Annotated in this window: 21 protein-coding genes and 1 pseudogene; 4 read left to right on the top strand and 18 right to left on the bottom strand. The window is 68.8% G+C overall.

What is annotated here, in order from left to right; translation table 11 throughout:
• Positions 1 to 63: 63 nt before the first annotated feature.
• The 4 genes from QN357_RS04440 to groES form a co-directional block, all read right to left on the bottom strand.
• Positions 64 to 1398: an ABC transporter substrate-binding protein gene (locus QN357_RS04440; RefSeq protein WP_134449933.1), complete on the bottom strand. Its 1335-nt coding sequence runs from the start codon at positions 1396 to 1398 to the stop codon at positions 64 to 66.
• Between the two features lie 186 nt (positions 1399 to 1584).
• Complete coding sequence (locus QN357_RS04445) at positions 1585 to 2349, bottom strand: hypothetical protein (protein WP_323504595.1); 765 nt, start codon at positions 2347 to 2349, stop codon at positions 1585 to 1587.
• Between the two features lie 43 nt (positions 2350 to 2392).
• On the bottom strand, positions 2393 to 3322 hold the full coding sequence (gene rarD / locus QN357_RS04450) for an EamA family transporter RarD (RefSeq protein ID WP_134449931.1): 930 nt from the start codon (positions 3320 to 3322) through the stop codon (positions 2393 to 2395).
• Positions 3323 to 3483: 161 nt separating this feature from the next.
• A complete protein-coding gene (gene groES, locus QN357_RS04455; RefSeq protein ID WP_092339382.1) occupies positions 3484 to 3780 on the bottom strand; it encodes a co-chaperone GroES in 297 nt (98 codons plus the stop codon).
• 150 nt (positions 3781 to 3930) lie between these two features.
• Between groES and QN357_RS04460 the strand changes: the two genes are divergently transcribed.
• Positions 3931 to 5145, top strand: coding sequence for a class I SAM-dependent methyltransferase (locus tag QN357_RS04460; protein ID WP_323504596.1), 1215 nt, complete (start codon positions 3931 to 3933; stop codon positions 5143 to 5145).
• A 60-nt stretch (positions 5146 to 5205) separates the two neighbouring features.
• Here the strand turns inward: QN357_RS04460 and QN357_RS04465 are convergent, their stop codons facing one another.
• From QN357_RS04465 to glmS, 10 genes are all read right to left on the bottom strand, one after another.
• Positions 5206 to 5613 carry a hypothetical protein gene (locus QN357_RS04465; RefSeq protein WP_134449929.1) on the bottom strand — a complete coding sequence of 136 codons (408 nt, stop codon included), beginning with the start codon at positions 5611 to 5613 and terminating at the stop codon, positions 5206 to 5208.
• A 51-nt stretch (positions 5614 to 5664) separates the two neighbouring features.
• A complete protein-coding gene (locus QN357_RS04470) occupies positions 5665 to 6246 on the bottom strand; it encodes a hypothetical protein (RefSeq protein ID WP_323504597.1) in 582 nt (193 codons plus the stop codon).
• Between the two features lie 85 nt (positions 6247 to 6331).
• A complete protein-coding gene (locus QN357_RS04475) occupies positions 6332 to 6805 on the bottom strand; it encodes a DUF4190 domain-containing protein (RefSeq protein ID WP_134449927.1) in 474 nt (157 codons plus the stop codon).
• Positions 6806 to 6948: 143 nt separating this feature from the next.
• Complete coding sequence (gene tsaD, locus QN357_RS04480) at positions 6949 to 8016, bottom strand: tRNA (adenosine(37)-N6)-threonylcarbamoyltransferase complex transferase subunit TsaD (RefSeq protein WP_323504598.1); 1068 nt, start codon at positions 8014 to 8016, stop codon at positions 6949 to 6951.
• On the bottom strand, positions 8013 to 8552 hold the full coding sequence (gene rimI, locus QN357_RS04485; protein WP_166787419.1) for a ribosomal protein S18-alanine N-acetyltransferase: 540 nt from the start codon (positions 8550 to 8552) through the stop codon (positions 8013 to 8015). The genes tsaD and rimI overlap by 4 nt, the downstream gene beginning before the upstream one ends.
• Complete coding sequence (gene tsaB / locus QN357_RS04490) at positions 8553 to 9185, bottom strand: tRNA (adenosine(37)-N6)-threonylcarbamoyltransferase complex dimerization subunit type 1 TsaB (protein WP_134561632.1); 633 nt, start codon at positions 9183 to 9185, stop codon at positions 8553 to 8555.
• A gap of 9 nt (positions 9186 to 9194) precedes the next feature.
• Complete coding sequence (gene tsaE, locus QN357_RS04495) at positions 9195 to 9737, bottom strand: tRNA (adenosine(37)-N6)-threonylcarbamoyltransferase complex ATPase subunit type 1 TsaE (protein WP_323504599.1); 543 nt, start codon at positions 9735 to 9737, stop codon at positions 9195 to 9197.
• Positions 9734 to 10897 (bottom strand): alanine racemase, encoded by a 1164-nt coding sequence (gene alr / locus QN357_RS04500; protein WP_323504608.1) that lies wholly within the window; start codon positions 10895 to 10897, stop codon positions 9734 to 9736. Before alr ends, tsaE begins: the two co-directional genes overlap by 4 nt.
• A complete protein-coding gene (locus QN357_RS04505; RefSeq protein ID WP_322137164.1) occupies positions 10891 to 11247 on the bottom strand; it encodes a holo-ACP synthase in 357 nt (118 codons plus the stop codon). The genes alr and QN357_RS04505 overlap by 7 nt, the downstream gene beginning before the upstream one ends.
• 37 nt (positions 11248 to 11284) lie before the next feature.
• Positions 11285 to 13135: a glutamine--fructose-6-phosphate transaminase (isomerizing) gene (gene glmS, locus QN357_RS04510; protein ID WP_134449921.1), complete on the bottom strand. Its 1851-nt coding sequence runs from the start codon at positions 13133 to 13135 to the stop codon at positions 11285 to 11287.
• Between the two features lie 33 nt (positions 13136 to 13168).
• Here glmS and coaA point away from each other — a divergent pair, with 33 nt between their 5' ends.
• From coaA to QN357_RS04525, 3 genes and pseudogenes are all read left to right on the top strand, one after another.
• Positions 13169 to 14125, top strand: a complete 957-nt coding sequence (gene coaA / locus QN357_RS04515) for a type I pantothenate kinase (RefSeq protein ID WP_134449920.1) — start codon at positions 13169 to 13171, stop codon at positions 14123 to 14125.
• Between the two features lie 173 nt (positions 14126 to 14298).
• Complete coding sequence (locus QN357_RS04520; RefSeq protein WP_134449919.1) at positions 14299 to 14592, top strand: DUF6412 domain-containing protein; 294 nt, start codon at positions 14299 to 14301, stop codon at positions 14590 to 14592.
• 83 nt (positions 14593 to 14675) lie between these two features.
• Positions 14676 to 15386, top strand: a pseudogene (locus QN357_RS04525) (YidC/Oxa1 family membrane protein insertase); the annotation flags it as partial.
• 11 nt (positions 15387 to 15397) lie between these two features.
• Here the strand turns inward: QN357_RS04525 and glmM are convergent.
• The 4 genes from glmM to truA all read right to left on the bottom strand — a co-directional run bounded on the left by glmM (position 15398) and on the right by truA (position 18905).
• Complete coding sequence (gene glmM, locus QN357_RS04530) at positions 15398 to 16801, bottom strand: phosphoglucosamine mutase (protein WP_323504600.1); 1404 nt, start codon at positions 16799 to 16801, stop codon at positions 15398 to 15400.
• Positions 16802 to 16820: 19 nt separating this feature from the next.
• Positions 16821 to 17306, bottom strand: a complete 486-nt coding sequence (gene rpsI / locus QN357_RS04535) for a 30S ribosomal protein S9 (protein WP_134449916.1) — start codon at positions 17304 to 17306, stop codon at positions 16821 to 16823.
• 49 nt (positions 17307 to 17355) lie between these two features.
• Positions 17356 to 17802, bottom strand: coding sequence for a 50S ribosomal protein L13 (gene rplM, locus QN357_RS04540; RefSeq protein ID WP_134449915.1), 447 nt, complete (start codon positions 17800 to 17802; stop codon positions 17356 to 17358).
• 191 nt (positions 17803 to 17993) lie between these two features.
• A complete protein-coding gene (truA, locus tag QN357_RS04545; protein ID WP_134449914.1) occupies positions 17994 to 18905 on the bottom strand; it encodes a tRNA pseudouridine(38-40) synthase TruA in 912 nt (303 codons plus the stop codon).
• Between the last annotated feature and the right edge of the window lie 13 nt (positions 18906 to 18918).

Consider the following 18918-nt stretch of genomic DNA (forward strand, 5'->3'; position numbering starts at 1 on the left):
GGCTTTCGCCCGACCCCGCTCCCTGTGTTCGTCCGGCCTCAGCCGACGATCAGCACTCTCCTGCTAGTAGGAGGTCTGTCCTTCGATGGCGGACTGCCAGACCGGCTTGTTGTCCTTGTCGAACTTGTAGATGCCGATGAAGGCGCTCGACGGCTCGTTGTGCGAGTTGAACGGGCCGACGCCGGACTGTCCGACGTACTGGATGTCCGTTCCGGCGGTGACGAGCGGTGCACACTCGGCGTAGCTCTTGCACTTGGTGCCCTTGCCACTCGCGCCGGAAACGGCCGCGAGCTGCGCCTGGATGTCGGCGGAGACGGTGGACTTGGCCTTCAGCGCCGCGAGGGCGGAGAGGGTGGTCGCGTCGTAGGCCTCAGGAGCGTAGGAGAAGTCTCCGAGAGCTGCGTTCTGGGTGTCCTTGTACCAGGAGACGAGCTTGGCCTTGAAGTCATCAGCCGGGTATGCGCCGGGGATCGTGCCCTGTGCGCTGGTCAGCGTGCCGGCTTCGAAGTCCTTGCTGTAGTCGGCGGTGTTGCCGTCGGACAGGTAGACCTTGGAGAGGTCGACGCCCTGGGCCTTGAGCTCGGGGATGATCGACTTGGTCTCGTCGAAGGCGAGGATGACGATCGCGTCAGGGTTGGTCGCCTTCGCGGCGGTCACCTCGGACGAGAACGTGGTCTGGCCTGGGGGGAATTCCTGGCCGTTGCCCTTGCCGCCGTAGACGACGGTTCCGCCGGAGGCTTCGACGCTGGCCTGCGTGAAGTCGCGGAGGCCGGTGCCGTAGGAGTCGTTGAAGACGAGGAAGGCGACCTTGGCGTTGCCGTCACCCGTGATGAGCTGGCCGAGCGCGGAACCCTGGACCGAGTCCGGCGGTGCGGTGCGGAAGTAGAACGGACCGTAGCCGCTGAGCTTGGCCGAGGTGTTGGCCGGGGAGATCTGGACGATCTTGGCGGAGGCGAAGGAGTCGACGACGTTGAGCGAAACGCTCGAGGACGCGGCGCCGATGGCGACAGAGACCTTGGCCGCGATGAGCTTCTGGGCGGACGCGGTCGAGATCGTCAGGTCCGTGCTGTCACCGGAGTCGGTGGCCAGGACGCAGGCGTCCTTGCCGTCGACGCCGCCGGCGGCGTTGATGTCGGAGACGGCGAGGCCGACGCCGGCGAGTTCCGGCGGGTTGAGATAGGCGAGGCTACCGGTGATCGGGAGGATCGAGCCGACGACCAGCGACTTGTCCGTTGACGCTCCGCTCGCACAAGCTGCGTCGGTGTACGAGGACGCGGCCGCAGCCGAGGTCGTGGTAGCGGTTGAACCGCCGCCGGATGCACAACCGGAGAGCATGACGGCGATGACGCCTGCTCCCGCCACGATGGCGGTCCGGAGGGCGTGCTTGGATTTAATCATCCTGGGTACCCTTTCATCTTGCACGCGTAAGTACGCCTCCGGGTGAGGCCCACTCGCGTTATTAGGCTCCAACCTAGGATCACTTTGTTTCGAGGATGTTTTCTTGCCGCGCAAAGAGAACATCGTTAGCGATTCGTGACACCACCGGCACCTGCTCTGGGGGACGCCGTCGGACGAGGTGCTGTACTAGGAGCGTCGCCCGGTCACGCCCTGGTATGCGATCTGCTTCTTTTCACCGAGGGCGGTGATGCAGGATGCCCAGGATGCGCACACCGCGTCGCCGTGGCTGACCCGGTCGAGCGCCGGGGCGATCGAGGGCCCGCCGTCGTCGCCTGCCTCCCTCGCGGCGAGGGCCGCGAGCACCACCCCATCGAAGGCTTCCCCGCCTCCGGCGGTGTCGGCGAGCCCGGGGTCCGAGGTGCGCAGGCGCACCGCGAAGGCCTCGTCTGCCGCGAGCGGAGTGCCGCCGTTCGTGAAGTCGTTCAGAGGCAGCAGGGCGATGCCCGCTGCGGCGACGGATGCCGTGACATCAGCGGGCACCGCACTCGTTGCGTCCCAGAGAACGAGGTCAACGTGTCGCGCCACCAGGTCGGCAACCGCGGCCGCGACGTTCCCCGTCGAGTTCCGATGCACGAGCTGGATCGGCAGGGTGCCGGGCACGGCCTGCTCAAGGATCTCGCGGGCGGCCAGCTCGGTGCCGGCGACCTGAGCGGCGCCGGTCACTGCGGCTCCCGCTTCCCCGGTCATCGGGAACAGCGTGCCGATCAGGAGCGTGCCGTCGCCGGTGGGCGCGACCGTCGCGGCGACGGTCGGAGTGCTGGTCAGGACGACGGGCGCGTCCCCTGCGGTGCACCCGGAAAGCAGCAGCGCGGCGACGGCGACGGTGAGCGCGAGACCGGCAGACGTGAGCCCCCGGGGGCGCGAGGTGAGGTTCAGAGCTGGAAAGGGCATCCGTGGTCCTTTCACAGGTGGGATGCTCCGAGCGTATCGCCGGTCAGAGGGGTTCGGGGGATGCTCGCCGCGGGGCGCGTCCGGTGACGACCATGTCGGCCGTGAGGATCACGAGCGCGACCCAGACGAGCCCGAAGCCGACCCAGCGCTCCGGCGGCATCGGCTCGCCGAGGATGAAGACCCCGACGAGGAACTGCAGCACCGGTGCGACGAACTGCACAAGGCCGAGCAGGCTGAGCGGCAGGCGGCGGGCGGCGGCTGCGAAGAACAGCAGCGGGACGGCCGTCACGACGCCCGTTGAGACGAGGCCGACGGTGTGCCACGGCGACACGGTGCCGAAGGTGAGCCCGGTGACGGCGCCCACGATGAGGAGTTCCGCGACCGCGATCGGCATCAGCCAGGCGGTCTCGAGGGTGAGGCCGGTGAGCGCGCCGACGCCGGGTCCGACGTTCTTCTTGATCAGCCCGTAGAACCCGAAGGACAGGGCGAGGACGAGCGAGATCCACGGGAGTGCCCCGTAGCCGAGCGTCAGCACGAGCACAGCGGCCGCGCTGATCGCGACCGCGATCCACTGGATGCGCCGCAACCGCTCGTGCAGGACGAAGACGCCCAGCAGCACCGTGACGATCGGGTTCATGAAGTAGCCCAGGGCGGCCTCGACCACGTGCCCGGTCAGCGTCGCGAAGACATAGGTCTGCCAGTTGACGAAAATCAGGAGGCCGGCCAGGCCCATCACCCAGACCGTCTTCGGGCGGCGGAGGACTGTGAGCAGGGCGGGCCAGCCACGGGTGACGGTGATCAGGGCGAGGCAGAAGACCAGGGAGAAGAGCACGCGCCAGGCCACGACCTCGAAGGGTCCCGTCGGGTGCAGCAGCAGGAAGAAGAGCGGGAGCAGGCCCCAGAGGCCGTACGCGGAGATCGCGAAGGCGAGTCCGCTGGTCGGTTCGGCCGACTGGCTCCGTGTCCTGCTCACAACGATTTCCCTTCGCGGGCGTGCCCTGCCTGGACGTGTTGGGTGGTGCGGGCCGCGCTCGGGCGGACCTGGCAACACAAAATCCCGGATGATCAGGCCATCCGGGATTTTGTGTTGTTCGTACGTGTACTGCGGTCGTGCGTGGCGCCTGGAACGAATCCCTAGCGGACGACGACGGCGAGCACGTCGCGTGCGGAGAGGACGAGGAGGTCGTCGCCACCGAACTTGACCTCGGTTCCGCCGTACTTGGAGTAGATGACCTTGTCGCCCACGGCAATGTCGAGCGGGATGCGGTTGCCGTTGTCGTCGATGCGGCCGGGGCCGACGGCGACGACTTCGCCCTCCTGGGGCTTTTCCTTGGCAGTGTCAGGGATGACCAGACCTGATGCGGTGGTCTGCTCGGCGTCGACCTGCTTGATGACGATGCGATCCTCGAGCGGCTTGATGGAGACCGACACGGTTGACCTCTTTCTTAGCTAAGACTTGGTTGGCAGACTCACAGCGAGAGTGCTAACAGCGAGTTTAGGGCGCTTCTGGCACTCACGCAACGTGAGTGCCAGACTCGGGCGTTCCGGGCGCGGCGGCCATGGCTTGATATCGTTTGGACAATGGAACGCTCCGAGCTTGTTGACCTGTTGTCCCCCGAGGGGCTGCGCCTGCTGGACTCGCTTCCGCCCTGGGACAACGCCTCCGATGTGGTTCGGCTGGTGAGCGACCTGCGGAAGGCCGGCCACCCGCAGGGACTCGTGACCGCTGTGCTCGGCCAATCGCGGCTGCGGGCGAAGGCCGTGGCCAAGTTCGGCGACTTCGCCGGGCGGATGCTCTTCACTGAGGCCGGTCTCGAACAGGCCACCCGCCTGAACGTCGCCGCGCTGCACGCCGGCCGGTTCGCCGCTGCCGGACTGAACCGGGTCGCCGATCTCGGCAGCGGGATCGGCAGCGACTCGATGGCCCTCGCCGCGCTCGACATCCAGGTGACCGCCGTGGACACGGACGAGGTCACGGCCACGGTCGCGAGCTACAACCTCGCCCCCTTCGACAATGCCGCCGTCGTGCACGGCGACGCGGAGACCTTCGACCTCACCGGCTTCGACGCTGCCTGGCTCGACCCGGCCCGCCGTACGGCCGGTCACAGCAATACCTCCCGGCTGACCCGCCCGGAAGACTATTCGCCGAACCTCGACTTCGTCTTCGGGCTGAGCGAGCGGATGCCGATCGGAGTGAAGCTCGGTCCGGGTCACGACCGTGACGCCATTCCCGCCGCCGCGGAAGCGCAGTGGGTGTCCGTGGACGGAAAGCTCGTGGAGATGGGACTCTGGTTCGGCGTTCTCGCTCGCGAGGGCATCCGCCGTTCGGCCCTGCTCCTGGGCAGGGACGGCCGGCACGAGCTGACCGCGGCCGCGGACAGTCCGGATGTCGAGACCGTGCCCGGTGAGGCGGGCGTGCCCGGGAGCTACCTGTATGAGCCGGATGGCGCCGTGATCCGGGCGCGGCTGATCGGCGACCTGGCCCGCAGCATGGACGCGCTGATGCTCGGGGAGGGCATCGCATACCTGAGCTCAGAGTCGCTGCACGAGACCCCGTTCGCGACGGCGTTCCGGGTTCTCGAGTCGCTGCCGGTGGACGAGAAGAAACTCCGGCTCGCGCTCAAGGAGCGTCGGATCGGGACTCTCGAGATCAAGAAGCGCGGCGTGGACGTCGACCCGGCCGTGCTGCGCACCCGGCTGAAGCTGCACGGGTCCGAGTCGGCCACTCTCGTGCTCACCCGGGCGGGCGGGCGCAGGCTCGCTCTGCTCGTGGAGCGGGTGCAGCCGCCGCACTGAGCACTCAGCGCCCGGCACCCGGCGCCGGGCACCCGGCGCCGGGCACTCAACGCCGGGAGCTCAGTGCGGGATGGGGCTGATGCCCTGGCTGATCAACACGATCCAGCCGGCGGCGATGACGAGGCCCGCGAGACCGGTGCCGAGGCCCCAGGCCCAGATCGCGACGGCCGCGCGTTCGGTGCGGCTCGCCCAGACGGCGAGCACGACGGCCGCGAGTGAGAGCGGCGCGGTCCAGACCACGAAGACGGCGCCGGCGAGGCCGACGGCGCCGAAGAAGAGGGACGCGAGAGAGCGGGCGCGCCTGCGCGCAAGGGCGCGCAGCTCGGACTCGGTGTAGACGTACGGCACCCATTCGGTGGGAGCCGTGACGGTCGACGCGTAGTCGAGTTCGCCGGTGACCTCCTCCGGCGGGCGCGTCAGTTCGAAACGGAGGTCGTCACCGGCGGTGGGACGTCGTGCATCCGTCACTGCGGCCTCCCGGTCCGGTCACTTCGCCCGGGGAACGGGCTCTCAGCGATATTAGTAGGTACTCGGCACGCTTGCGAAGACGATGATCCAGACGACGATGCTCAGCAGGGAGAGGGCGACGCCGACGATGCCCGTGATCAGGCCGGTGAGCCACAGGGCACGTGCGCGCGGTTCCCTCGTGCGACCGAGCGCCCCGAGCACGATGGCCGCGGCCGGCAGCAGCAGGGTGAGCACCCCGCCGACGAAGGGGATGAAGGCGATCGGGAGGCCCAGCAGTCCGACGACACCTGCGACAAGCGAGAGGATGCTGAGCAGCGGCTGGCGGGTCGGAGCCTGCGTCCCCGGGGCGGGCGGGTACGGATACCCGTAACCGGGCGACGGCGGTCCGGCGGAGGCAGGACCGCCGGGCGCTGGACCGGCGGTCGGAGGATCCGTGAACGGCGGACCGGCGAACCCATCGCCGCCGGATGCCACGGGCTGCGTTCCGGGCGGCCCTGCAGCGGCCACGGTGGACTCGCCGCGCGGAATCTGCGGGACCTCGGGAACCTCGGGCACGTGCGGCACGTCGGGCACCTGCGGAACCTCGGGAACCGGAGGGATTCCCGAGGCACCAGGGGCGTTCAGATCACTCATGAGCTGTTCCTTTCCACTTCATTGACGGGTCAACGGTGATGGCAGGTCAGTCGTGACGACAGGCCGGCAGGGACGATCCAGTGGGTCAGTAGCTGGAGTACCCGTTGGTCGAGGCCGTGCTGATCAGCACGATGAAGAGGATCGCGCCGATGATGCCGGCGACAATGCCCAGGTAGCCGAGAACGAGGCCGGCGATGGCGAGCCCGCGGCCCTTTTCTCCGGTCTTCTTGATCTGGCTGAGGGCGATGTGGCCGGTGATGATCGCGGCGAGAGAGACGAAGAACGCCGACACGAGCGACACGATCGCGAGGACGTTGTACTTGTCCTGAGCGAGGGGCTGGCCGTAGGCCTGCTGGCCGTACGCCTGCGGCTGGCCGTACTGCTGCTGCTGGCCGTACTGCTGCTGACCGTACGTGTCCGGTGCGCCATACGCGGGAGCGGCAGGTGCCTGGTACGCCGGCGCGGCGGGTGCCTGGTATTCGGGCGCGGCGGGCGCCTGGTAGATCGGGGGCTGGTTCACCGGGGGCGGGGTTACCGGAGGCTGGTTCGGGTCGGTCATGACTAACGGCTCCTTTGGGCTTCGATCAGCTGGCGGTGCCATAGTTGCACCCTCATTGAACGGGTGTCAACGCCCATGACGCGCCATGTCTGTTGCGTCCAGCGTATCGCGGATGCATAGGAACCGGAGATGGGACGCGGTTTTCAGCCCTGGATGACGGAAGCAGGGAGCGTTGAATCCGCACCGAAGTCGAGGGTGGACGGCTCGTGACCCGCCATGATCAGCTGGGCGCCGAGCGCGGCGATCATGGCGCCGTTGTCGGTGCACAGCGAAAGCGGCGGGATGCGCAGGGCGATGCCTGCTGCATCCGTTCGCTCGACGGCGAGCTCGCGGAGCCGCGCGTTCGCGATCACCCCGCCGCCGAGGAGAAGTCGCGGCACCCCGAGGTCTGTGCACGCGGCGACGGCCTTGGTGAGCAGGATGTCGATGGCGGCCTCGCGGAAGCTCGCCGCGACGTCCGCGAGCGGCACGGTCTCCCCCGCGTCGCGGGTCTGCTCGACCCAGCGGGCGACCGAGGTCTTCAGCCCGGAGAAGGAGAAATCGTAGCGGTGGTGTTCCATGTCCTTGTGATGGCTGAGGCCGCGGGGGAAGCGGATGTACGCCGGATCGCCGCCGAGCGCGACGCGGTCGATCTGCGGGCCGCCGGGGTATGGCAGGCCGAGGATGCGGGCGACCTTGTCGAAGGCCTCCCCCGCCGCGTCGTCGATGGTCTCGCCGAGCAGTTCGACGTCGGAGATGAGGTCGCGCACGAGGAGGAGCGAGGTGTGCCCTCCGGAGACGAGGAGGGCGATCGTCGGGTATTCGAGGGGCTCCGTGCCCGGATCGGCGTCGGTCTGGAGTACGTCGGCACCGACGTGGCCGACGAGGTGGTTGACCGCGTAGATCGGCTTGCCGAGGGCGATCGCGAGTGCTTTCGCGGCGCCGACGCCGACCATGAGCGCGCCGGACAGGCCGGGGCCGTAGGTGACGGCGATCGCGTCGACGTCCTCGAGGCGGATGCCCGCGTCCTCGGTCGCCGCCCGGATCATCGGGACGAGCTCCTCGAGGTGGGCGCGCGCCGCGACCTCGGGTACGACGCCGCCGTACCGGGCGTGCTCATCCATCGATGAGGCGATCGTGTTGGAGAGCAGCCGGCTTCCGCGGACGATCCCGATGCCGGTTTCGTCACAGGAGGTTTCGATGCCGAGCACCAGGGGGTTGTCGCGGTTCATTCGGTCGCCTCCGCGGCATCCGTCGGGTCGGTCGGGGACTGCACCGGGTCGGGCGCGGCGAGCGCCGCCTCCGCGGGCGGCACTGCGAGTCGCATCACGAGCGCGTCGACGTTGTCCGGCTGGTAGTAGCCGCGGCGCACACCGATCTCCTCGAAGCCGAGCCGGAGGTAGACCCGCTGGGCGCCGGGGTTGTCGGCGCGGACCTCGAGGAACACCTCGCGGATGCCTCGCTTGCGGGCCTCGGTGACGAGGCTCTGCACGAGGGTGCCGCCGAGACCGTGCCGGCGGGCCGTCTCGGTGACGGCAATGGTCTGGATGTCGCCCTCGAGCGCCCCGCGCGGCGCGAGCAGCCCCGCGTATGCCTCGATGCGGTCGGGTTCGTCCGGCGGGACCGCGACGAGGTAGTAGCAGTCCGGGTCGGTCACGTCCCGGAGCATGCCCTCCGCGGACCAGGCGTCGTTCTCGAAGAGGCGGGTCTCGAGGGCCATGATGCCGTCGAGGTCGCCCGCGTGGGCGCGGCGCAGCTGCCAGGTCACTCAGCTCACCCGTTTCGGACCGTTGGAGAGGGTGACGTCGGGCGAGCGCAGGTAGAAGGCGGCGTCGGTCGCGAAGGCACGGTCGTTGGCCAGCAGCAGTTCAGCGACCCTGCCGAGGTCGGCGGCCGGAACGGTCACGGCGTCCGCGCGGACCAGGCCCGCGTAGACCCAGTCGGGCTCGAGCAGGACGGCCGGTTTCGCCACCCCTGGCGCGGCGAGGCGTACGGGCAGGCCGGCGGCATCCGCCCCGCTGTATGCCGACCAGTTCACCTCGCGCCGGCGGGCGTCGGTCACGACGACGAGGCCGCCGGTGTGGCCGGCCCGAAAGCGGCTCAGGGCGATGGCGTCGTGGCTGATCACGGGGAGGAAGGGCAGGCCGGCGCCGAGAGCGAAGACGCGGGCAGCGGCGATGCCGACGCGGAGACCGGTGAATGGGCCAGGGCCCATGCCGCCGACGACACCGGTGAGGTCGGCGACCCGCACGTTCGCCCGGTCGAGGCACTCTGCGATGAGTCTGCCGATCACCTCCGCGTGGCGCATGGTGTCTGCGGTGTCGATGTCCGCGAGCACGCCGCGGACCCCGTCGACGACCGCGACGCTGGTTCCGGCGGAGGTATCGATGGCGAGAAGCACCTGTTCAGCCTATTCCCCGGGCCATGCGCCCTCGAACGCGGCCCAGCGGGGGCCGAACCCGGTGATGGTGACGGTGCGCGGCTCGTCGAGGTCGACGTCGAGGTCCAGGCCGGGTGCGGCGGATGCCCGGGCGGAGCCGGCCGCGCCCGCCGGCCCGGTCTGCAATGCGCCCGTCGGCCGCTCGATCTCGATGTCGAGCCAGGATTCGGTGACGCCGTCGAGCAGGCCGCGACCCCATTCGACCACGACGACCGAGTGTTCGAAGTCGATGTCGAGGTCGTCGAGTTCCATCGCGCCCTGCAGCCGGTAGGCGTCGACGTGCACGAGCGGCGGGCCGCCGACGAGGCTCGGGTGTGTGCGGGCGAGCACGAAGGTCGGGCTCGTCACCGCGCCGCGTACCCCGAGTCCGACGCCGAGGCCGCGGGTGAAGGTGGTCTTGCCCGCGCCGAGCGGACCGGTCAGTACGAGCAGGTCGCCCGCGCGGAGCTCAGCGGCGACGCGGACGCCCCAGAAGTGCATCGCAGCGGCGTCGGGGATCACCCGGCGGTTCATCGCGCGGGCTCCCCGCTCTCGCTGAGGACAGCCCGGTAGCTGCGCGGCACGCGGTGCCCGATCCGGGTGACGATCTCGTAGTTGATCGTGCCGGCGGCATCCGCCCAGTCGTCAGCGCTCGGCACCGGCTCCGACCCTCCCCCACGCACGTCGGGGTCGCCGAAGAGCACGACCTCGTCCCCGACGTCGACACCGTCCTGGCCGAGACTCACGACGAACTGGTCCATCGCGATGCGTCCGACGATCGGATAGCCGCGGCCGTTGATGTTCACCCGCGCAGAGCCGGACGTCGCGCGGGGCACACCGTCCGCGTAACCGAGCGGGACGAGGGCCAGATTGCCGTCCTCTGGGGCACGCCACAGGTAGTCGTAGGACACGCCCGCTCCCGCAGGCACCCGGCGAACGGCGGCGACGCTCGCGCGGAGGGTCATCGCCGGCGAAAGGCCGAGCTCCCGCGGGCTCGCGTCGTCGAAGGGGGACAGCCCGTAGAGGCCGATGCCGATCCGCACCATGGAGAACCGGGCGGCGGGCAGGCGCAGGGCGGCCGCTGTCGACGCGAGGTGCGCGAGCTCCGGGGTCAGCCCTGCCGCTGCGGCGAGGTCGAGGCCGGAGCTGAAGCGGGCGACGGCCTCGTCGTCCGCGGCCGGGGAGGCGTTGGAGAGATGGCTGAAGATGCCGCGGACGTGCACGAGGCCGTCCCGTTCGAAGCCGGATGCGAGCGCGAAGACCTCGGCCCAGTCCGGCCCGTTCAGGCCATTGCGGCTGAGGCCGGTGTCGAGCTTCAGGTGGACGTTCGCGACGCGGCCGAGCCGGCCGGCGGCATCCGCTATGGTCCGCAGCTGGCGGGCGGACGAGACACCCAGGTCGATGTCCCTGGCGATCGCGGCCGCGAAGTCCGTGTCGGGCCCGTGCAGCCAGGCGAGGAGCGGGGCGCCGATGCCGGCGTCCCTGAGCGCGTGCGCTTCGGTGAGATCGGCAACGCCGAGCCAGTCGGCCCCCGCGGCGAGGGCGGTGCGGGCGACGGGGACCGCGCCGTGGCCATACGCATTGGCCTTGACGACGGCCATGAAATGCGGGGTGCCGATCGTGGCGCGCAGGTGTGCGACGTTCGCGGCGATCGCACCGAGGTCGATGACGGCCTCGCGGAACTCGCTCACGATGCACCCTCGAGCACGACGAAGGCGCAGGCGACGCCCGCATCGTGGGTCATCGTGAGGTGCACGGAGTCGACGCCGCGCGCACGCAGCACCTCGGCCATGACCCCGCTCAGCCGGAATCCGGGGTTACCGTGCGCGTCGCTCACGACTTCCATCTCCTGCCAGCTCGTGCCCGCGCTGTCGCCGAGCGCCTTGATCAGTGCTTCCTTGGCCGCGAATCGCGCCGCGAGGGAGTGGTTGGGCAGGCCGCGTTCCGCGGCCGCGAACAGCCGGGGAACGAGTCCGGGCGTGCGCAGAACCTGCCTGTCGAACCGGTCGAGGTCGACGATGTCGACGCCGATGCCACGAATCACGCCAGCGACCGCCTGCCCGTCCCCACTCCGCCCGCGCTTATTCGACCGTGACCGACTTCGCGAGGTTGCGGGGCTGGTCGACGTCGAGTCCCTTGACCGTTGCCAGCTCCATCGCGAAGATCTGCATCGGCACGACCGCGAGGAACGGCTCGAACAGCGGCGAGGCGAGCGGGATCCGCAGCACGGTGTCCGCGAACGGCAGAACGGCCACGTCGCCCTCTTCGGCGATCGCGATGATGCGTGCGCCACGGGCGCGGATCTCCTGGATGTTCGAGACGACCTTAGGGTGCAGGTGCGCGGAACCGCGCGGGCTCGGCACGACGACGAAGACGGGCTGGCCGGGCTCGATCAGCGCGATCGGACCGTGCTTGAGCTCGCCGGCAGCGAAGCCCTCCGCGTGGATGTACGCGAGTTCCTTGAGCTTGAGCGCACCCTCGAGGGCGATCGGGAAACCGACGTGGCGGCCGAGGAACAGCACGGCACGGGTGTCCGACATCCAGGCGGCGAGTTCGTGCACGGCGCTCTCCTGGAGCAAGGTGGTCGCGATCTTTGCGGGAATGGCCTGCAGCTCGACGATCTGGGCCGCGGCATCCGCTTCGGTCATGCTGCCGCGCACGCGGGCGAGGTGCAGGGCGAAGAGGTAGAGGGCGGCGATCTGGGCGGTGAAGCCCTTCGTCGAGGCCACGGCGACCTCTGGGCCGGCGTGCGTGTAGATCACGGCGTCGGACTCGCGGGGGATGGTCGCACCCTGGGTGTTGCAGATCGATATGGCCTTGGCGCCGGACTCCCTGGCGAACTTGACCGCCATCAGGGTGTCCATGGTCTCGCCGGACTGGCTGATGGAGATGATCAGGGTCTCCGGGTTCAGCACCGGGTCGCGGTAGCGGAACTCGTGGCTGAGCTCGACGTCGACGGGCACCCTGGTCCACTTCTCGATCGCGTACTTGGCGACGTAGCCGGCGTTCGCCGCGGTGCCGCAGGCGACGATGACGATCCGGCGGATGCCGGCGAGCACGTCGTCGCCGAAGGCCTCGAGCTCGGGCACGACGGCCTGGCCCTCGTGGATGCGGCCGAGGAGCGTGTTGGCGATGGCGTCCGGCTGCTCGGAGACCTCCTTGGCCATGAAGCTGGACCAACCGCCCTTTTCGGCGGCGGAGGCGTCCCAGGCGATGTCGAATTCCTCGAACTCGACGGCGTTGCCGTCGAAGTCGGTGATGGTGACGACCTCAGGGGTGATCGTGACGATCTGGTCCTGGCCGACGGCGACGGCCCGGCGGGTGAACTCGACGAACGCTGCGACGTCGGAGCCGAGGAAGTTCTCCCCGTCGCCGAGACCGATCACGAGCGGAGAGTTGCGACGGGCGCCGACGACGACACCGGGCTGGTCCTGGTGCACTGCGAGGAGGGTGAATGCGCCGTCCAGGCGGCCGACGACGCTCAGGAACGCGGCGCTCAGGTCGCCGAGGCGCTGGTATTCGCGGCCGAGCAGCACTGCGGCGACCTCGGTGTCGGTCTCGCTCTCGAAGGTGAAGCCCTCGGAGAGGAGCTCCTCCTTGAGAACGGAGAAGTTTTCGATAATGCCGTTATGGATAAGGGCGAGCTTGCCGTTGTCACCGAGGTGCGGATGCGCATTCGCGTCGGTCGGTCCGCCATGGGTGGCCCAGCGGGTGTGGCCGATGCCGGTACGGCCGTTGTTCATCGGGTTGCCTTCGAGGTCCCCGGCCAGAATGGCGAGCTTACCGGCCCGTTTCCTGGTGTTCAGCACGCCGTCATCGTCGATGACCGCGATCCCCGCCGAGTCGTACCCCCGGTATTCCAGTCTCCGCAACCCCCTCATCAGGACCTCGACGCTTTTATCTTCCCCGACATAACCCACGATTCCGCACATAGCCCCGATTTTAGTCCGACTAAGCTGTGTGGAATGTCCGATCCAGCCGCGAGCCTCTGGAACAACGGCCACACCACACCGTTCGTCGAGCTGGATCGAGCGGACTGGGCGGCCCTTGCACCCACCACCCAGCTCCCCCTCCGTGAGACCGAGATCGTGCAGTTGCGCGGCCTCGGCGAGCCGCTCGACCTCGGCGAGGTGACCGATGTCTACCTGCCCGTCAGCCGCCTGCTCAACCTCTATGCCGCTGGAGCAAGCCAGTTGCACCGGGCGACGAGCGACTTCCTCGGCGAACGTGCCCGGCGCACCCCGTTCGTGATCGGCGTCGCCGGGTCCGTCGCCGTCGGCAAGTCGACGATCGCCCGGCTCCTGCGCGAACTGCTGGCCCGCTGGGAGGACACTCCCCGGGTCGAACTCGTGACGACCGACGGGTTCCTCTTCCCGAACGCCGAACTGGCCCGGCGGGGACTGATGGCCCGCAAGGGATTTCCAGAGTCGTACGACCGGCGATCCCTGCTCCGCTTCGTGTCCGCCGTCAAGGGCGGCGCCGCCGAGGTGCGGGCTCCGTTCTATTCGCACCTGAACTACGACATCGTTCCCGACGCGCAGATCGTGGTCCGCCAGCCGGACGTCCTCATCGTCGAAGGCCTCAACGTGCTCGCGCCGCCGACAACGGGGCACGGTCTCACGGTCAGCGACCTCTTCGACTTCACCGTGTACGTGGATGCCCGCACCCAGGACATCGCCCGCTGGTACGTCGACCGGTTCCTGCGCCTGCAGCGTGGCGCGTTCAGCAACCCGAAGTCGTACTTCCACCGGTACGCGACGATGACCGAGGACGAGGCCCGCCGGGAGGCCCGCCGTATCTGGGACGAGATCAACGAGCCCAACCTGGTGCAGAACATCCTGCCGACGCGCTCCCGGGCGACCCTTGTGCTCCGCAAGGACGAGAACCACGCCGTGTCGAAGGTGCTGCTCCGCAAGCTCTGAGCGGTGCGGCATCCGCCCGCTGCCCTGACCGATTCGACGGAGTTTTTGGGTTTTCGATACGTGGGAGACCGGGTAAACCGGTTCAGAACCGAAAATCTCCGTCGAATTGGTTCACCTCGCGGCGTAGAGTCGCTTCACCAATCGTTCTGGCCGACCCGCCTGGAGGCGCGATCGTGAGAGCCGCATACACCGCGCTGGTGCTGTACCTGGCCGGTCCGCTGCTCGCGCTCATCCTCGTGCCGACCGAACCGGGGATGATGTTCTTCGCCGGCGTCGCCGTACTCGGCCTGGCGCTCGTGATCGGGGTCCAGTGCCGGCTCACGGCCGCCGACGCCCTCGAGATCACAGTCGGCCGCCGCTCCCACCGACACCGCGAGGTGCTCAGCGAACTCGCCGCACCGAGTCATCCCAACACCGCCGGGCGTCCGCGCCCGCGCGCACCGGCCCGGCCGCTCGCGGTCGCCTAGTCCTCAGCCGGCAACTCCAACGCAGGGCGAGGCAGCGCGACCGCAGACGCGCCCCTCTTCCTCCGACCGTTGGGATATCCTCCGTGGACCTCTATTCCGTTGCGCCCGTCGCAGCCCTGCTCCAAGCCGCCTCGGCGGCCGTCACCACCTTCTCCTCCGCGCTCGCACCTCTCTTCGGTGCGAGCAGCACCGCACTCGTCATCGTCCTGGTCACGCTCCTGTTGCGGGCAGTTCTCGTACCGGTCGGCCGCGCCCAGGTGCGCGCCGAGCTCGTCCGCAGGCGCCTCGCCCCGAAACTCCGGGAGCTGCAACGCCGGTACCGGGCCGACCCCGAGCTGCTGAACCGCAGGACAGCCGAGCTCTACGCGGCCGAGAAGGCGTCGCCCCTGGCCGGATGCCTGCCGACGCTCCTGCAGGCGCCGATCGTGTCCACCGTGTACGCGCTCTTCGTCCTCGCCAGTATCAACGGACAACCGAATCTGCTCCTCGCTCAGGAGCTCGGCGGCGTTCCGCTCGGCACGTCGTTCCTTGCGTTTCTGGGCGCCACCCCGACCTTCTGGCCCGGGCTCATGCTGTTCGGCGCGCTCCTGGCCGTCATCGCCGTGACCGCGGGGATCTCTCGACGACTGGCTGCGCGATACGCCTCTCCGGTCGTGCCGACAGCCCGGCCCGCTGCAGCACGGCTCGCCGCAATCCTCAGCTGGCTCCCGTTCCTGACGCTTGTGTTCGCGAGCGTGGTCCCGCTGGCCGCGACGCTCTACCTCACGGTGAGCACGGCCTGGACGCTCGTCGAACGCGGCATTCTCTACCGCTCGTTCGCTCCGACCGGGCCCGGGTCCCAGAGGGAGTCGAGGGCGAGGCGCAAGCGCACGACGTCGGCGAGGGAGTGCGCAAGCCGGTCGGCGGTGGCCTGGTCGGCCGCCTCGACCATGACGCGCACCATCGGCTCGGTGCCGGACGGACGCAGCAGCACCCGGCCGGTGTCTCCGAGTTCGGCTTCTGCCTCGCGCACGGCGGCGGCGATGACCTCGTCGGATTTCAGCGCGTGGTGATCGACGCCGCGCACGTTCACGAGGATCTGCGGGAACACGGTCATCACGGCGGCGAGCTCGTGGAGCGGCTTGCCGGTGCGGGCCATCTCGGCGACGAGGTGGAGTCCGGTGAGGATACCGTCACCGGTGGTCGCGAAGTCCGTCATGATGACATGTCCGGACTGTTCCCCGCCAAGGGACAGGCCGTTCGCGTTGAGCTCTTCGAGCACGTAGCGGTCGCCGACCTTGGTCTCGATCATGCGGATGTCGTTGGCCGCCATGGCCCTCCGGAGGCCGAGGTTGCTCATCACAGTGGCAACGAGCGTGCGGTCCTTGAGGACGCCGCGCTCGGCCATCGAGACGGCGAGGATCGCCATGATCTGGTCGCCGTCCACGATGTTGCCGTGCCGGTCGACGGCGAGGCAGCGGTCGGCGTCGCCGTCGTGGGCGATGCCCACGTCGGCACCGTGCTCGAGGACGGCCTTCGCGAGGTTGTCGAGGTGGGTCGAGCCGACCCCGTCGTTGATATTGAGCCCGTTCGGGTTGGCGCCGATGACGGTCAGCTGCGCGCCGGCATCCGTGAAGACCTGTGGGGACACGCCCGCGGCCGCGCCATTGGCGCAGTCCAGGACGACGTGGATACCGTCGAGGCGGTGCGGGAGGGTGCCGAGGAGGTGCACGACATAGCGGTCTTCTGCGTCCGCGAAGCGTGAGATCCGGCCGACATCGCCGGCGATCGGCGTGAGCTTGTCGTGGTCGAGGTGGGCCTCGATACGATCCTCGACGTCGTCGGGAAGTTTGGTGCCACCGAAGGCAAAGATCTTGATGCCGTTGTCGGGGGCGGGGTTGTGCGAGGCGGAAATCATCACGCCGAAGTCCGCACCGATGTCCGCGATCAGGAATGCCGCGGCCGGCGTGGGGATGACGCCGGCGTCAAGGACGTCGACACCGGAACTGGCGAGGCCCGCGGCTACTGCCGAGGCGAGGAATTCGCCGGAAATGCGCGGGTCACGCGCGAGGACGGCCACCGGACGGCGACCCTCGGCTCGACGCGATTCAGCGCGGCGACCCTGGGTGAGAACTGCGGCACTCGCCTGGGCGAGGCCCAGGGCCAGGCCAGCCGTGAGATCACGGTTGGCCAGGCCCCGAACACCGTCGGTGCCGAAAAGTCGAGGCATGTCGGCGCCGACTATCGATCTAGCGCTTCGAGAACTGAGGCGCCTTACGGGCCTTCTTGAGTCCGGCCTTCTTGCGCTCCTTGACGCGAGCGTCACGGTTGAGGAAGCCGGCCTTCTTGAGGATGGCGCGGTTGTTCTCTTCGTCGATCTGGTTGAGCGAACGCGCGATGCCGAGACGCAGGGCGCCGGCCTGGCCGGAGGGGCCACCGCCGGTGATGCGTGCGATGACGTCGTAGCTGCCGATCAGGTCGAGGACCTTGAACGGGTCGTTGATGAGCTGCTGGTGAAGCTTGTTCGGGAAGTAGTCCCCGAATTCGCGACCGTTCACCGTGATGGTGCCGGAGCCGGGAACGATGCGCACGCGGGCGATGGCCTGCTTGCGACGGCCAACGGCTGCGCCGGGAACGTTGAGGACGGCGCGGGGCGCCTTGGTTACGATTTCGGCCGGGGTCTCGGTGGAATAGCTCTCCGGAGCCTGGTCAATCTGATCTGCGATCTTCGCCACGATGGTGTGAATCCTTTTTTCTTAGAGTCGAGAAGTCTGGTGGCCGGCGCTACTGAGCGACCTGGGAGAGGGTGTACGGCTTGGGCTGCTGCGCAGCGTGCGGGTGCTCCGGGCCTGCGTAGACCTTGAGCTTCGCGAGCTGGGCGCGACCGAGCGAGTTCTTCGGCAGCATGCCGCGAATCGCCTTCTCAACCGCACGCGTCGGGTGCTTCTCGAGCATCTCCGAGTAGTTCTGGGCGGAAATGCCGCCCGGGTATCCGGAGTGGCGGTATGCGATCTTCAGTTCGAGCTTCTTGCCGGTGAGGGCGATCTTCTCGGCATTGACGATGATGACGAAGTCTCCCATGTCCATGTGGGGAGAGAACGTTGCCTTGTGCTTCCCCCGGAGGAGAACGGCGGCGTGGCTGGCAAGACGACCGAGCACGATGTCTGTGGCGTCGATGACGACCCAGTCGTGCTGGACTTCGCTTGCTTTGGGAGTATAAGTGCGCGTCACTGTTGTGCTGCTTTCTTGTTCGAACGGAGGTGTTCGTGAATCCCGCTCCGGGTGTGTTCCCCGACGGGGAACACGATCGATGGAGGGCTCACGTTCGTGTGCCTGGCTGCAACGCACAGACACCAAGGTTCAATGCTAGTCCGCCGGGAGCGTTGGCGCAATTCGCCTGCGCGATTCGGCGGCGCGCTGCGCTACTCTTCGTCCTCGTCGAGGGCGCGCCGGGCACGGGTCTCGAGGGCGCGGGCCGCGAGCTGGTCGTCGGCGGGATAGTCGACCGCGAGCAGGGTGAGGCCCTGCGGCGGCATGACCTTGAACTCGCTCGTGCGCGCCCGGTTGATCCGCAGCGTCGCGAGCCGCTCCCCTGCGAGCCGTCCCTCTCCGACCGCGACGCAGGCCCCGACGAGTGCCCGCACCATGCTGTGGCAGAAGGCGTCCGCCTGCACCGTCGCGACGAGCACGCCGTCCGGGTCCCGCCGCCAGCTGAACTCCTGCAGGGTGCGAATCGTCGTGGCGCCCGGCCGGGGTTTGCAATAGGTCGCGAAGTCATGCAACCCGAGCAGGGACGCCGCGGCCACCTGCATCGGTTCCAGGTCGAGCGCGAAGCCGTGCCAGGTCGTGCGCAGCCGGTCCTGCGGGTTGTGCCCGAGCACCGAGTCAGCGATCCGGTACTCGTAGCGGCGCCAGTTCGCCGAGAACCGGGCGTCGAATCCGGGGGGTGCGACGGCGGATGCCTTGATCACGATCTCCGGCTGGGTCACCAGGATCCCCCCGAGCCTCCGCTGCACCATCACCGCGAGCGTCGCAGGGGTCCGGCCCCTTCCCCGTCGGAGCAGGCCCCCGACTTGGTCGGGGGTGAGGTCGAAGTGCGCGACCTGACCGAGGGCGTGCACCCCCGCATCCGTTCGCCCGGCGACGATGAGGGACGGATACGGCGGGTAGCTCTGCAGGATCGTGGCGAGTCCTGCCTCGATCTGGCCCTGCACGGTGCGGAGCTCTGGTTGAATCGCCCATCCCGAAAAATCGGTGCCGTCGTAGGCGATGTCCAGCCTGATCCGGGTGTTCTCCGGGAGCGGGGAGACAACAGGGGCGGCAGGAAGATTCACGGAGGTAAGTGTA

Origin of the sequence: Cryobacterium sp. RTC2.1 (assembly GCF_035018685.1) — a bacterium.
Lineage (GTDB): Bacteria > Actinomycetota > Actinomycetes > Actinomycetales > Microbacteriaceae > Cryobacterium > Cryobacterium glucosi.